Origin of the sequence: Lysobacter sp. FW306-1B-D06B (assembly GCF_038446665.1) — a bacterium.
Lineage (GTDB): Bacteria > Pseudomonadota > Gammaproteobacteria > Xanthomonadales > Xanthomonadaceae > Lysobacter_J.
Map to the genome: position 1 here is coordinate 479,224 of NZ_CP151802.1, position 14,359 is coordinate 493,582.

Consider the following 14,359-nt stretch of genomic DNA (forward strand, 5'->3'; position numbering starts at 1 on the left):
GCCGTCGCTTTAGAAGCTGGCGCGCACGCCTACCGCAAAGGTAGCAGCACTCTGATTGAGCTTCATGCTGCCCTGCAAACTCCACGTGGGGTTGAATGCATATCCGATGCCAAAGTCGGCGTAGAAATTGCCATCGTGACGGCTACCGTAGTCTTCGTAGCCAAGGTACGCGTTTGCCGTCAGCTTGTCCGATACTTTGCCGAGTACGCCGGCGCTCACATTCACGCCGCTCCGAGAATCTTTCGCGTACCAGCTCTCGACGTTGCCATCGGCACCCACTTCGAACCATTCGTCTCGATGAGTCTTCTCAACGTAGGACAGCTTCGTTACCCAATCAGCGACGTTGCCGATATCGTGGGTGAAGCCAATGCCAACCGACCACGATTTGTTCGTATTCTCCCACGCACCATCGAGTACGTCGCTGTCCTTGGTACGACTGATACTCGCGACGCCGAACACATTGTCATTGAACGCGTACGAACCATTGAGAGCCATACCCCACGGATACTCGCCGCTTCCGCTATCTTCATAAACAGCATCCAACTGAATGAATGTGTAGTTGATATCGTCAGAGCCATTCGCAGACGCGGCGAACGGGGTCGCCACGAGGGCAATAGCAAGGGCAAACAAGGTCTTACTCACAGTTGTTCCTTCGTACGTTTGTTGGCAAGAGGCCGCTACATTCGGCCATGCAAGTAGAGTCTGGCGGCCTTATTTTTCCCATACGAGAACTCCGAAACGAAGCGTGCGTGCCGATGGTGCGAAGCTCAATGCCATCGCGCTGTCGCGCGAGTTCACCCTGCTGCGGCAGCAGCCCGACACGGCATGGCTGTCGAACCTGCTACGCGAGCCGTTCAACCAGGTCCTGCGCGATTTCGACCGTGCATGGACGAGCTTTCGTCGGTCGTGTCAAACGACCGCGTCCCAAGAAGCGCGGCATCGTCGATGCGGTGCGCTTCACCCTCGACCAGCGCCGCCAGCAGGTGGATCGGGAACACGGCAGCGTCGATCTCCATGGCATCGGCAAGGTGCGCTTTCATGTCAGCAAAGCCCTCATCGGTCGTCTGCGCTCGGTGACGGTGCGCCGCGACAGTGCAGGCCGCTGGGTCGCGACCTTCGCCGCCGACGGTGTGCCGGCGAATGAAGCGGTGTCACCGCTGTACGCCGTGCTCGGCATCGACGTTGGTCTGTCGGACACGGCGGCACTCAGCGCGGGCGAAGTGATTGCCGCGCCCAAGCACCTGGCGGTCAAGCTCGCCAAGTTGCGCCGCTACCAGCGCAGCTTTGCACGTCAACGCGATGCCGCTGCGCGCCGCCGAGGCCTCGATCCGAGTAAGCCGTTGCCCAAAGGCGTCGCAGCGCATGCACCCTCGTCGCCGGCAGATCGGCCGCCTGCATGCACGGGTCGTCGATGCCGCCGTGATCACTAGCACCAGCTGACGACCAAGGTCGCGGCCAGTGCCCAGGTCATCGCGATCGAGGACCTGGCGGTCAAGGCGATGGCACGCGGCATGGGCTGCAAGGCGTTCCGTTCGTGGCGTCGCCCATGCCGGGCTGGCTGAGATTCGCCGGCAGCTGACCTATAAGGCGGATTGGCACGACCGCCAGCTGCCGGTGGTGGACCGGTCCTATCCGAGCAGCAAGACCTGCTAGGCGTGCGGTGAAGTGAATGCCGCACTGACGTTGAGTGATCGCCAGTGGACGTGCGCTTGTGGTGCCGAGCACCACCGCGATCGCAACGCTGCGATCAATCTGGCGCGCGAAGGCCTGCGCCTGCTTGAAGCCACCAGTACCCCGAGAAGCAGAGGAATTGACGCGCGGGGAGAGGGTGCCTGCGCATCGACCGCTTCATCGGCCGATGGACAGCCAACCTCGTTGGACCACTAACTGATCTGTCGCGCGGCCAAGCCGCGCTCCACCCGCCGTCCCGGTCAGGAACCGAAACGGCGGGTGGTGGGACGAGACTCCGACTCTAGCCTACTGATATCTCATGGTAAACAGCATCGTGGCGTTCGCTGACCCAGGCGTTACGTCATCCGTACGGTAGTACCGTGCCTTCAGTGGAATCGACGCAGCCCCTCCCGTTTCGGAAGAGTAAGAGACCACCGGAATGAACTCGTTCAGCACGTGCGCTGCGCCTGTGTCGTCCAGAAGTTGGACTCCAACACCAGACGCGGTTGATACGCCGTCCAACCCCACAATACCCATGTTGAGGTCAAGCACGGCGCTGGTCGGTTCGATGCGATAGTCCACCATACCCAGCCCGGTGGAGCAGTTCCTCATGTCGATGCGAAACGCCACGCTGGGGGTGCTCGAGCCAACACTTGGAAGCGCCACGGCGCCGAGATGCGACCCGAGATCGACTATTACGTCCGGAGTCTCGCACGCCATTAGCGAAACCATCGACGTTCCAACGTGGTAGCTAACTGCTGCCCCGTCTTCACAGAACGGTATGAAGGGCGTGTGCCCGATAGTGGGTGCGTTTCCGAACTTGCACTTCAGCATTAAAGCGCCCTGTACAGCATCGACGATACCGGGTTGTATCGCACCCCACTTAACCAGCATTGCTACAACCTCGGCTCCTAGCGGCGTTCTCACATTCACCGCATCCATTGCGCGCGCGTAACAGCCGCCAATCGGCGTCCATTCCGTGCTCGCATATCCATGGATCTCACCCCAACTCGCCATTCCTCTGCAACCCGAGGTGGCTCTAATGCCTAAGACAAGACCAACTCCAGGCACACTTGTCTTGAACACATTTGCCGTGCTTAGCGCGATACCTGGAACATCTACACCCTCAGCGTACATGTCCACCAAGGGCGTCATAAAGGTGACTTGGTACAGATCCATCAGGGCGTCCGGCTTGCATTCCCAATAGTTCGTGATCGCTGGAGATCGCGCAGTGGCCAGGATCATCCCATCTGGCGCATCTCGCGGGACCGCGATATGGGCCGGAAACGCTAATATATGATCTGCTGGCGCCGACACGGTCAGGCAATCCGCGGAAGCATTCGAACTCAACAAAAACATCGCCAGTAGAGGCATCAGGCGGCGCACCCAACAGCCTTCAGATTTTACGCTGATCTGATTCATGTAGTTCATTCTTGGCAAGTCCAGCAACCTATGTCTTCCGCGAGTACTCACAGAGTTCGCGCCTTGAATACCATCTCAACACGGGCCTGACGACCCGACGGTCTATGCTACTTAGCAGTGACGCTCGTGTTGGAGCTGCAGAGCGCCTCGCCCATGCCACTCTTCGACTCGCCTCGGGGCTGCACGTTCAACGGGCACTCACGTCCTGAGCTGAACTGAAGGCGCATCGGACCTTCATCGTCGGCAATTCGAACGTACGCGAATCCGCCCTGTCCCACGAACCCAATCCTTTCCCCGCCCGCGCTCAGAATCTCCGCCCCAAACGGAGCGATCTCTCCACTGTCGAGCTTGACTCGCAGCAAATGAGACTGACCGGATATTGTCGGAAACTCCACCAAGAGCACCGCACCTGCGCGAGGCACGACCTGAACCTGCGAGCCACTCAGCTCAACATTCTGCGCCATGCTCTTAGGGTCGAGCCAAACGTCGTTTCTCCTATAGGGCGTAAGCGAGCTCACGATGGCGTACCCTCGCCCGTCGATCCGCGATACATTGTCTGTCGCAAGACGAGCCCCCTTTGCCCCATGAGCATGCAGCACGGCAATGGTGTCTCCCAAGTACTGCGCTAAAGTCACTCCGCCCGGATGCACAACTAGACCGCCGCTGGCACTGACAGACGCTGAGTGGGCAGCGGCGCCGTGCGTGTAGGCGGCCCCCAATGCCACAGCCGGGGTACGCCAGCCGACATTGGCCGACAGGCTATCGGTGTTTTGATCATTGAACCTGCCGCTGACGCCGTAGTTGACTTGTCGGCGATCACCGGCCGTTCCAGCAACACCCGCACGTACGCTTTGACCATGATCGTCGCGCGTTCCAGCAAGATTGAACTGCGGTGTGCCCGCCCTGTTGCTGGAACGACCCAGCGGGACCGACACATTGAAGTAGTACATGTTCTCGTACTGATCGTCACTGCGGCGACTGCGTTGATAGCTGAGTCCGTACTGAAGATCACGATAGCGATTGTTCCAGCCAAGCTGATAGCTACTATCAACCTTGCGGCCCTTATCCCAATAGTCGCTGTGGGATGCACTTGCGTACATCGAGCCCGCACTGCCGAGGTGCTGATTGACGGTCAGCTGCAGTCGATTACGCGTGGCTGCAGCGCTCTCCACAAACTCATCACTCATCTGGCCGGCTTGAAGCGCGTCATTCTGTTGCACAGCCTCTCTCAGCCCCGTATAGCCTCGGCTGGAGTATCTATACGCAGCAAGCGCGAAATTTGTGTGCGTTTCCGGGATGTTCTTGCTGTAGGTCACCCGCACACTGTTTCCGTTCACTGGCCCACCGGCTTCATGGAAGCTCGCGCGCGAATGGGAAATGTCTGCGGAAACTGCGCCAAAGGGAGTATTGAACGCCGCACCAAGCAACAGCCCCTGATACAACCCGCCGTCCGTTGCTTGAAGCCCGCCATATCCCGTTAGCGAATTGTTGAGTCCACGTTGATATGTCGCCTCTACGAAACTTGGAGACCTGCCAAGGAGACTATCATCCCGCACCTTGCCTAGCGTCGCCGCGTAGTTCGATATGCCTGGGCGCAGCAACTGAGGCACGGCAGCAAACGGCACCTTGAAGCGATTCTCACGACCGTCTGCCTCAATAACTACAACTTCGAGGTCACCGCCATACCCGGTCGCCGGAAGGTCGTTGACTTCAAACTTTCCAGGAGCAACATCCGCTTCATAGAGGACGAAGTCACCCTGACGCACAATGACCCTGGCATTGGTTTCGGCCGCACCCCGAATGATTGGAGCATATCCATTCAAGGAGTCCGGACGCATTCTTTGGTCCGTACTTAGCTGAAATCCACGAAACGCGGTCGAATCAAAGAGAGCACCCGAAGTGAACGTATCGCCCACAGTGAACTGGGACTGTAGGGCAGTGATATCGTGCTGCGCATATGTGTTGATGTTCTGGAATCGGGACCCACCGCCATTCGACCATTGGTAGTTGGACTGGTTTCGAATTCGCCATCCGCCTAGATTCAGTCCTGCCTGAAGTCCAGCGTACGCACTTAGCGAGTCGCGCTTGTGGATGCGATCGACGCTGTTGGCACTGACGTTGTAGCCCAGACTAAACGCATTTGCCCCGCGATCCCAGGCACTCGGAGGAACGTAACCACGTGCATGCCGACTCATGGCGATCTGAGGTACGGAGTAGTCCAGACGCAGCGCACCCGTGTCGAACGAGCTTGATGCGTCCGGAATGATCGCAGCGATGTCTAGGCAATCGCCATCGAGCGAGGCACCGGCGCTGATAAGCTTCCCTGTGTCAACTCCCATTGCTTCCAGCGACGAGGCCGTTACGCATGGACGTACTTCACCATCAACAGCCGTCGCGACGAAGGACACGTTCTCGCGGCCGACGCGATACTGATTGACATAGACGTCAACCAGGTAATGACCCGGCGGAACCATGTTTGGGCGCGAGAACCGGGCAACGTCGATGCTCTGGGCGGATATCCCGAGGAATCCTGCGTTGAACATCGGCACCATTACCGACCCGTCCGACGTGGGATCTGGCGCGGGAAGTGGCGCTGCGCCACTAGCGAGAGACACGCACACCGCCATGCCGCCTATACCTACCCGGCAGACGTTGTTGCGCGAGATCCTGGCGCCCTTCTTCCGTTTACTCACTGGTTCGGATGCGCAAAGCTGAAGCTCAGCTGCCCCTTCGGCAGCCTGACTAAACTTGATCATGCAGTGGTCCGTTGTTTGTCGCGTGCGCTGCCGCCAGAGACGAAATTCGGCCCGCGCGAACGCTTGACTTGGGCGACTAGGAGGCCGGCGCGACTGAAGAGTTGTCAGGGACTGAGCGACGCTTTCCCCTCGATGAAGGCGCCGTAGTCATCAATCCACTTGTAGTGGACCATATCGGTCGTTGTACTGTGCGCGGAACTCACGCTGAAGGATTCAGTGCCCTTGGCCGGACACATTCCGCCGCCCTGCATTGGATCCTGCCTTGTGTCCTGCTCGGCGCCCAAGCCAACGGACGAGAAGGACACGTTGTAGGCCGTGGGATTCACGCATTCCAAGACGTAAGAAGATCCGGACGTCCTCAACCGCCACCTCAACTGAGCAACCGCGCCACGCGGATCTCCCGCGAGGCCGACGGGTCGATAGAAGACCTTGATACGAGTGCGGACAGCAAACTGGAGGTTATTCTCTCCAGCCGCCCCCGTGGGAGCAGGAGGCACATCCAAGACGTTCAACCAGAAAACCGACTCCTTGTCCTGGGCCACTGTTTGGTGGTCCCCTGTGAACATCAATCTCAAGGCTTGGCCTTTGTTGGGCTCCACCCGAGTAACGGGTGGCGTTGCCAAGAACGGAGAAGTGGTCTCCGCCGCAGAAACCTGCGGATCGCCGTTGTCGATCCACACTTGAACCAAGTGCGGATTCCCCGCCCGATTGACCAGTTGGACAGTTACTTCCTTCTCCTTGGCGGGATAAATCACGCGCGTGCCACCGACAACGATGCCAGCGCCTGCAAATCCTGACCAACCGAAGATGACCATGCAGGTCACAACCGCAATGAACCGGGAGCACGACATTTTGATCTCTTGTGTCCGAGAGGGGACCAAACGTGGGCCCGCTAAAGCAGGCCCACGTCAAGCTTGTCTTCCGATCAGTTATAGGCCACGGAGTAGATGACCTTGCTCGTCACCGTACCTGCGGTCGCTGCAGCGGTTGCGTAGTACTGAGCCGCGTAGTTAAGGGTGGCGGTGTTGCCTGCGATCACTGCCGTCGACGGATTGGCGTTCGTCGCGAAATTGATGCTGGCGCCGGCGCTGTTCTTGACGTCGATCTGGACGTTAGTGGCGGATCCGCCGTTGTTCTTCAGGCGACCGGTTGCCGTATCGATGTCCGAACCGGACTGCTCCCACCACAGCTTCGCCGTCTTGCCGTTGACGCAACCGGTCTGACCTGCGCCGCCGATGACGATCGTGAACGGCGTCTCACCTGCGACCTGATTAGCAGCAGCGAGCGCGGCCTTCTGAATGGTCGGCAGGGTCACGGTCAGATCCTTGACACCACCATCAGTCCCAGCGCCGCCCGTCACAGTGCAGGTGCTGTCGAGAATTTCACCATTGAACGTAATGCTGCCATCGGCCGCGAACGCCGGCGCGGTCGCCGAGCCAACCAAAAGGGCGGTGACCATAGCAATCGAACTCTTCTTCATTTTGACCTTCAGTAATTTTCAGTTGGAGTTAGCGGTCTGTTTCCATCGATCCAAGCCTATTGGCCAGCTTCGACTGCACCATTGCACCAGTCTTTCCACCATCAATACATACGAATAGTTCGAAGGTGAATGCACCTCGAGGGCTTGGCAAGTTGCAGCGAATCGCGGCGAGCTATCACCGCATGGCGTCCGCCCTATGGCTCGACAGGTCGACTGGCCATCGCAGAACTTAGAAACCCCAGTGGTGGCTCAGCTACTAGGGTGAGCCAAGGTTTACACTTGGTCGTGTCTGCTCACCGGATCTTCGGAATGTCTTCGAAGAAGGTTCCAAGCAGGACTCGACGGGCTTATCAGTTCATCCAGTCGCATCGGAATGAGTTCAGCATTCAGATGATGTGCCGGCTACTTGGTGTTGCTCGTGCCGGCTACTACGCCTGGCTTGATCATCCGGTGTCCGATCGCGCCCAAGAGGATGCTCGCCTGCTAAGTCTCATACGCGCATCTTTCACCGCCAGTCACGGGATTTATGGCGCCCCAAGAGTGCTGCAGGATCTGCGCGAACGCGGTGAGTCCTGCAGCAAGCACAGGGTTGCGCGCCTCATGCGCGAGAACGGCCTCCAGGCGCTACACGGCTACCGCATACGTCATATCCCGGTTGCCAAGCCGAATGCATTGATCCCTAATCTGCTGCAGCGTCAGTTCACGGCGTCGAGGCCCAACGAGGCATGGGTGACGGACATCACCTACATCCGGACTTGTCAGGGATGGCTCTACCTGGCCGTCGTCGTGGACCTCTTCTCGCGCAAGGTCGTTGGCTGGGCCGTCAAGCCGACGATTCATCGAGAGCTGGTCCTGGAAGCTGTCTCGAAGGCCGTTCGTTCTCGGCGCCCCCGAAAGACCTTGATCCACTCGGATCAGGGAACGCAGTATGGAAGTGATGCATGGCGTCGCTTTTGCAAGGCCAACCATCTCGAGCCAAGCATGAGCAGGCGGGCGAACTGCTGGGACAACGCAGTCGCCGAATCCTTCTTCGGAAGCTTGAAGAAGGAGCGAATCAAGAAGCGCATCTATGCGGACCGCCAAGCGGCTGCCTTGGACGTATCCGAGTACATTGAGGGCTTCTACAATCCGATTCGTCGGCATAGCCACCTAGGTGGCGTTAGCCCCATCGAGTTCGAAGCGGCACATCGGCCCTGCCGCTCACGTGTCCACTAAATCCTGGTAACTCCAAACGTCGTCCCGCTAAATGTAGAGTGATGGACTGAAGCCGGGTACTGGATAGATCTGAATATTCGGCGAACAGAGACCACGGCGTTCTTCCGCCCGGACTTTAGGATGTTTCTGAGAGACCACCGCGAGGGCTAACGCTACGGTTAGGACCCCTCTTTCTCCACTTCCGTATGCGACGCTACGAGCTAGGTTTCTCCCTGTGCCTGATGATGCTAGGGGTCGCGTCTTGCGCTCGCCCGCCGGGCGAGGAAAGACTGTCAATTGCCGCCATCGCCCCGAAGCCGAATGCGGAGACTTTGCCGAAGGACGTGTTCGAGCGCTCTTCCCAAGCTATCGTCGGCATAACCTACCCGACAGGCTTGGTCCGCTATCCACGCCTTGCCAGCATGCTCGCGCATCACGCCGCTACCCGACGTGCCGCACTGCAGACCGCCCTCGCGGCTAACCCGACGCCTAGCGTCCCGTACGAACTAACGCTGCGCTTCACCACGGTGGCCGACTCGCCGCGCCTATTCGCCGTGCGCGCCGAGGAGGACCTTTACATCGGCGGCATGGCCAGCACGCCCCGCTCGTCAACTTTCATATGGCTGCCAGGGGCCGATCGGTTGCTCAAGCCCAATGAGCTGCTGGCGGACGCATCGAGTTGGGCCCAGGTCGACCGATACATCCACGATCGCATGCTTGAGGAGGGCGCAGCACTCCCTTCACAGGCAGAATCCGGTAGCCGCGACCGCGACTTCTTTCCGCGCATGGACTCAGATGGGCAGATTGCCGGCCTGGTCTTCAGCTTGCCCGAAGGCAACGTGGAAGTCCCGGCGGCGGTGCTCCGTACGCTGATTGCGTCCGGTTATAGCGATTTACTCAGTCACTGATGCCGATCGCCAGGCGCTTTGCTTTGCGAATAATCTCACCTGCCAACTCGCGAGAAGCGAATGCGACTCGCCCCACGTGCACTTCGAGCCAAGGCGCGCTGACTGGTCATCGTCCACAGCTCGACAAAATGCTTCAATAAGGGATGTTCTATGAAATCGAGCGCGAGGCAATTTATCGCAGGCGTGGCATTCGGCGTGGTTGGCTGGCTCACGGGCTTAGCCATGTTCACGGCCGGCATGAAGGCCAGTAGTAGCCCAGATGCGATGGAGGTAGTCGCGCAAACGTCGGGAATAGGCCTTTGCCTACCCGGCTTGCTATACTTGGCACAAGGATTCTTGAACGATGTACCCGGCTGGATCTTTCGCGCGGGCGGGGTGGTCACCGCCCTACTAGTTCCAATCTTAATTGGAACTCTCCACTTCGCGTTGACGGAAGCGGGAAGCTGAAACCCGTCGAGTAGCACTTTACTCTCCACGTGCTTTAGCAAATCATTGCCACATTAGGTCGGTACGTCGTGCCGGTCAGCCAATGCAGAGTTGGGTGATGTGCCAGTCCCGCAGCATCAGGGCCCAGGCGTTCGCGAGGGCATGAAGCCAGGTGATTGTGAGCAGAGCCGCCAGCCAGGCAGCGATACCTATGGGCTGTTCACCGGTGATGACCGTCCTACTGCACCTGCATGGAGATGTCGGTGCGAGACGCCTTGCTTCATACGGGCGAGTCCGCAAAGTGGGAGTCCTACAATTGAGAACCACGAGAGCGATGCGCGGTCATTGTGGCAGGCGTTTCCAAGCGACGTAGCAGACGTGCCCGGTGCTACGTTGTAACCCCGACCGGTCAACGAGCAAGATAGGATTCGACGCGCGAGGAATTGGCTGTGGGTGCAAGCGCGAGAAGCGAACAACAAAGTGGACAAGGCGATCGTAGAGATCATCTTCAACGTAGGGAAGGCTATCGGGGTCTAACTCGCCCTCAACCTCGTTGAGAGTACGGAAGTCACGCAGCCGAGCCAGGTCGCCTTTCATAACCTCGAGGTGCGGAGCGGTCAGCACCTCCGACCCTTCGAGGGTCTGCTCAAGAAATGAAATCAGCGACAGGAATCCTTCATCCCAGTTGATGTTCCCGTTCTCTTGCGCCTCCGACCGCAGCTTCTCGATGGCGCGCAAGACCTCGCCTTGGACTGTGGACGCTTGACCACTCTTCGGGACCAGGTTGCGCCAAATCCAGGATGCACCGCGTCATCGTCGCCCGAGACATCAATATGTTGACTCAAAAGTAGTACTCCAGTTTGGCGGCATTCTGCCTTCTTCAATGCTCACCCGATCGGCCCATCCAGTGGCGGCATAGGTTGCCCGTGGTACGCGGCCCAGAAGAACCGGTGCGCATCGATCCGGGCCGAGCCGGTCACAAAGGTTTCGTCGAACGCTGCACGCGCCTGCTCAATGGGTAGCGTCTTGAGACTGCCCCCCTTCTGGGCGGCGCGCCATTGCTCACAGGCCGGAAGCCGCTTCACGACTGTGCGCCCCTGCTGTCTTTCGAGCTCCACATCGGACAGCCGCGATCCGACGCCGGTGGGCGGATGTCCTCGGTGCCCTTCGCCACTTGATTGTCCGGATTGTGCCGGCAATCGGCACAGCACTTTGCGCTCCAGGCGCTTTCACAATTCATTGCCACTGCATCGCTCCGTAGATGCGGTCATACTCTCGGGTTTGGACTCTCAGCCCTCCGTCGTCGCGGTTCCATCACGCTACGTCGAAGGCTGCGCGGCTTGGGCCGCGTGATAGATGACGTCGCGGCTCAACGGGGCCGGCCGCACGAAGGTGACTGCATGAAGTGCGACGCGCCATTCGATAAGTTTTAATTCTGCGACACGTCGCCGTCATTCCTGGCACTCCCTTTACATTGAACGACGCAGACGGCCCCACGTTTGCGGGGCCGTCTGCTCTCCATTACTTCAAGTTGATGGAAAGACCGACGGTGAACCGGATGCACCGCCTGGCCGCTTCGTGAATCCGCGATGTAACGCTTTGCCCCTAGCAAAGGTCACGCACGGAGCAAAAGACATCGCCTCGTTCTGCGGCGCGGTACTTAGGCGCCCTAGCAGCGCGTCTCCGCTGACGCACTCGGCATCCCCCGGTCGATACGACCGCCCCCCCAGAGCACTTCACGCGGCTTCCACGCGCGTTGGGGCATTTCCGCATCTGGACGATTGGAGATGGCCATGCGGACCCTGCTTTCGATCATCCTCTCTACTTTGATGCTCATTGCAGGTTGCCACCGCGATGACCCTTCGGCGGCCAGGACAGGCGCCAGTCCGGGATCGCCGAACGAATCGGTCGAGGCCGCGGCGCAGCCCTCTGCCGACGAGGCACGGGGCATCGCCAAGGATGCGTATATCTGGGGCTTCCCGATCGTCGAGAACTACAAGACGCTCTATCAGCAGGCGCTCGACGAGGGGGGCAGCAATTTCCGCGCGCCGTTCAACACGATCGGGAGTCTGGCGAACGTCGCCACGCCCCAGGACACCGCGATCATCACGCCCAAATCGGACACGCCGTACTCGTTCCTGTGGATGGACCTTCGCGCCGAGCCGCTGATCCTCTCGATTCCCTCGATGGGGAAAGAACGCTACTTCTCCGTACAGCTGATCGATCTCTATACATTCAACTTCGCATACATCAACCAGGCAGTGACGAAGGGCAAGGCAGGCACCTACCTGATCGCGGGGCCGGGCTGGGCGGGCGATACACCAAAGGGCGTGGATCAGGTGTTCCGTTCGCAAACGCCCATTGCTTATGGGCTCTTTCGCACGCAGCTGATCTCCGCCGCGGATCTCGACAGCGTCAAGCGCCTCCAGGCGCAGTACATGGTGCAGCCGCTCAGTGCGTTCAGTGGGATGCCGGCGCCTGCCGCGGCGCCGCCGCTCAACCTTCCTGCGTACGATGCGCGGAAGGCGAATGGGGTCGGGTTCTTCGACTACTTGGCCGCTCTGCTTCCGTACGCACCGATGACGGAAGAAGAATCCCCTCTGCGCGATCGTCTCGCAAGAATTGGCATCGTGCCGGGTGAGCCGTTCGATGAGACCGCGTTGTCGCCGGCAATGCGAAAGGCCCTGTTGGATGGCATCGATGACGCCAATAGGGAACTGGAAACCTTCACCGCCACGCAGGTAAACACGGAGAAGGTATCCAGCGCCGATCTGTTCGGCACGCGGGAGCATCTCAAGGGCAATGCGCTCTACCGCTTCGCCGGGACCAAGCTAGGCATCTACGGCAACTCGGCATCCGAAGCGGATTACCAGAGCTATTTCGTCGATGCTAAAGGTCAGCCGCTCGACGCCTCCAAGCACGATTATGTGCTGAGGTTCCCCAAGGGTGGGCTGCCACCTACGAACGCGTTCTGGTCCATCACCATGTACGACGGCAAGTCGAAGCTGCTGGTGGACAATCCAATGAACCGGTACCTGATTAACTCACCGATGCTGAAGAGTCTTCGCCGTGATGCCGACGAGGGAATCACGCTGTACCTGCAGAGCGCATCGCCTGGGGAGGGCAAGGAGACGAACTGGCTTCCCGCACCGAGCGGCCCGTTCTACATCGTTCTGCGTAATTACAGCCCCAAGGCGGAGGTCATCGAGCGTTCCTGGAAGCGGCCGCCACTGAAGGCCGCGCGTTAGGTACGAAGCCTGCGAGCGATGGCACGCCCGCCACACAGAACCCGTCCCACACAAAGGGAGTTCCCGTATGAGCGTTCGAGTGATCGTTGCGGCCGCTGCCGTCGCGTGCGTCGTCTCGGCTTGCCGGCAGGAAGCGCCGACCCCCGGTGCCCGCGAGCCCACTACGAGGGTTGCGCCTGAATCGGCTTCGCCGGCCGTCGCAGATGCTACATCGATTGTTCCTGATCTCGGCAACCCTGCGCGCTATACGAAGACGGCCGACGGCAAGATTCTTGTCACGCCAGACAACTTCATCCGCGCCGAGTCCGACGTCTACATGGCGGGTCAGGTAAAACAGGGCGGGTTCGGCAAGTTTGTACACACGCGCGAAGTTGCGCCGATCGACAAACAGAATGTCATCCGCCTGAATCGCGACACGATCTACTCCTCAGGGGTGTTCGATCTGGACGCGGGCCCGGTGACGATCACGCTGCCCGATCCGGGCAAGCGCTTCATGTCGATGCTGGTGATCAACGAAGATCACCTCAATCCCGCGGTCCATTATGGTGCCGGCACCTACACGCTAACGAAGGAGGAGGTGGGAACACGTTATGCGATGGTCGGCATCCGGACCCTGGCCGATCCGAACGATCCGGCCGACATGAAGCAGGCCCACGCGCTGCAGGATGCCATCACCGTAAGCCAGCCTGGAGGGCCGGGTACTTTCGAGATCCCGCCGTGGGACCAGGCCAGCCAAAAGAGAGTGCGTGAGGCGTTGACCGCATTGTCCGCAACGCTGCCCGACCTGCGCTACGCCGCGGGCCCGGACAAAGCGTCGGTCGATCCCGTTCGCCGCATCGCTGCGTCGGCATCCGGCTGGGGGCTGAATCCCGACAAGGATGCGATCTACCTCAATGTCTACCCGGAACGGAACGACGGAACGACGGTGTATCGACTTGATGTCAAGGATGTGCCTGTGGACGCCTTCTGGTCGGTGAGTGTCTACGACGCAGACGGCTACTACCAAGCCAACCCGCTGAATGCGTACTCGATCAACAGCGTGACAGGAAAGAAGGGCGAAGACGGCTCGATCCACATCCAGTTTGGCGATTGCAACGCCAATACGCCCAACTGCCTGCCGATCATGAAAGGCTGGAACTACATGGTGCGCCTGTATCGTCCGCGCCAGGAAATCCTGGACGGGACCTGGACGTTTCCTGTCGCGCGGCCAGCCAGTTGAGCGTGCCCCGGGGACAACTTCGCCAACAAAGTACG

At 59.5% G+C, this 14,359-nt stretch carries 12 protein-coding genes; 5 read left to right on the forward strand and 7 right to left on the reverse strand.

Annotated elements, in window-relative coordinates; all coding sequences use genetic code 11:
* Positions 1 to 9: 9 nt before the first annotated feature.
* Positions 10 to 642 (reverse strand): hypothetical protein, encoded by a 633-nt coding sequence (locus AAFF32_RS02190; RefSeq protein ID WP_342316329.1) that lies wholly within the window; start codon positions 640 to 642, stop codon positions 10 to 12.
* Positions 643 to 881: 239 nt separating this feature from the next.
* Here AAFF32_RS02190 and AAFF32_RS02195 point away from each other — a divergent pair, with 239 nt between their 5' ends.
* Positions 882 to 1,430, forward strand: a complete 549-nt coding sequence (locus AAFF32_RS02195; protein WP_342316330.1) for a hypothetical protein — start codon at positions 882 to 884, stop codon at positions 1,428 to 1,430.
* A gap of 547 nt (positions 1,431 to 1,977) precedes the next feature.
* On the opposite strand, the gene AAFF32_RS02200 is transcribed toward AAFF32_RS02195, so the two are convergent.
* The 4 genes from AAFF32_RS02200 to AAFF32_RS02215 form a co-directional block, all read right to left on the reverse strand.
* Complete coding sequence (locus AAFF32_RS02200; protein ID WP_342316332.1) at positions 1,978 to 3,102, reverse strand: fimbrial protein; 1,125 nt, start codon at positions 3,100 to 3,102, stop codon at positions 1,978 to 1,980.
* A gap of 98 nt (positions 3,103 to 3,200) precedes the next feature.
* Positions 3,201 to 5,849: a fimbria/pilus outer membrane usher protein gene (locus tag AAFF32_RS02205; RefSeq protein WP_342316333.1), complete on the reverse strand. Its 2,649-nt coding sequence runs from the start codon at positions 5,847 to 5,849 to the stop codon at positions 3,201 to 3,203.
* A gap of 104 nt (positions 5,850 to 5,953) precedes the next feature.
* Positions 5,954 to 6,664: a fimbria/pilus periplasmic chaperone gene (locus tag AAFF32_RS02210; RefSeq protein ID WP_342316334.1), complete on the reverse strand. Its 711-nt coding sequence runs from the start codon at positions 6,662 to 6,664 to the stop codon at positions 5,954 to 5,956.
* Between the two features lie 110 nt (positions 6,665 to 6,774).
* Positions 6,775 to 7,329 carry a fimbrial protein gene (locus tag AAFF32_RS02215; protein WP_342316336.1) on the reverse strand — a complete coding sequence of 185 codons (555 nt, stop codon included), beginning with the start codon at positions 7,327 to 7,329 and terminating at the stop codon, positions 6,775 to 6,777.
* A 129-nt stretch (positions 7,330 to 7,458) separates the two neighbouring features.
* Here AAFF32_RS02215 and AAFF32_RS02220 point away from each other — a divergent pair, with 129 nt between their 5' ends.
* A complete protein-coding gene (locus tag AAFF32_RS02220; protein WP_342316337.1) occupies positions 7,459 to 8,544 on the forward strand; it encodes an IS3 family transposase in 1,086 nt (361 codons plus the stop codon).
* Positions 8,545 to 8,729: 185 nt separating this feature from the next.
* Positions 8,730 to 9,431, forward strand: coding sequence for a hypothetical protein (locus tag AAFF32_RS02225; RefSeq protein ID WP_342316339.1), 702 nt, complete (start codon positions 8,730 to 8,732; stop codon positions 9,429 to 9,431).
* A 768-nt stretch (positions 9,432 to 10,199) separates the two neighbouring features.
* On the opposite strand, the gene AAFF32_RS02230 is transcribed toward AAFF32_RS02225, so the two are convergent.
* Positions 10,200 to 10,595, reverse strand: a complete 396-nt coding sequence (locus AAFF32_RS02230; protein ID WP_342316340.1) for a hypothetical protein — start codon at positions 10,593 to 10,595, stop codon at positions 10,200 to 10,202.
* Positions 10,596 to 10,744: 149 nt separating this feature from the next.
* Positions 10,745 to 10,942, reverse strand: coding sequence for a hypothetical protein (locus AAFF32_RS02235; RefSeq protein WP_342316341.1), 198 nt, complete (start codon positions 10,940 to 10,942; stop codon positions 10,745 to 10,747).
* A gap of 708 nt (positions 10,943 to 11,650) precedes the next feature.
* Between AAFF32_RS02235 and AAFF32_RS02240 the strand changes: the two genes are divergently transcribed.
* Positions 11,651 to 13,105 carry a DUF1254 domain-containing protein gene (locus AAFF32_RS02240; RefSeq protein ID WP_342316342.1) on the forward strand — a complete coding sequence of 485 codons (1,455 nt, stop codon included), beginning with the start codon at positions 11,651 to 11,653 and terminating at the stop codon, positions 13,103 to 13,105.
* 67 nt (positions 13,106 to 13,172) lie between these two features.
* Positions 13,173 to 14,324: a DUF1254 domain-containing protein gene (locus AAFF32_RS02245; RefSeq protein ID WP_342316343.1), complete on the forward strand. Its 1,152-nt coding sequence runs from the start codon at positions 13,173 to 13,175 to the stop codon at positions 14,322 to 14,324.
* Positions 14,325 to 14,359 lie beyond the last annotated feature (35 nt).

Excerpts from the sequence above, each read along its gene's own strand:
- AAFF32_RS02200 (WP_342316332.1), bottom strand. The coding sequence starts at position 3,102 with ATGAACTACATGAATCAGATCAGCGTAAAATCTGAAGGCTGTTGGGTG.
- AAFF32_RS02205 (WP_342316333.1), bottom strand. The coding sequence starts at position 5,849 with ATGATCAAGTTTAGTCAGGCTGCCGAAGGGGCAGCTGAGCTTCAGCTT.
- AAFF32_RS02210 (WP_342316334.1), bottom strand. The coding sequence starts at position 6,664 with ATGGTCATCTTCGGTTGGTCAGGATTTGCAGGCGCTGGCATCGTTGTC.
- AAFF32_RS02215 (WP_342316336.1), bottom strand. The coding sequence starts at position 7,329 with ATGAAGAAGAGTTCGATTGCTATGGTCACCGCCCTTTTGGTTGGCTCG.
- AAFF32_RS02220 (WP_342316337.1), top strand. The coding sequence starts at position 7,459 with ATGCACCTCGAGGGCTTGGCAAGTTGCAGCGAATCGCGGCGAGCTATC.
- AAFF32_RS02225 (WP_342316339.1), top strand. The coding sequence starts at position 8,730 with ATGCGACGCTACGAGCTAGGTTTCTCCCTGTGCCTGATGATGCTAGGG.
- AAFF32_RS02240 (WP_342316342.1), top strand. The coding sequence starts at position 11,651 with ATGCGGACCCTGCTTTCGATCATCCTCTCTACTTTGATGCTCATTGCA.
- AAFF32_RS02245 (WP_342316343.1), top strand. The coding sequence starts at position 13,173 with ATGAGCGTTCGAGTGATCGTTGCGGCCGCTGCCGTCGCGTGCGTCGTC.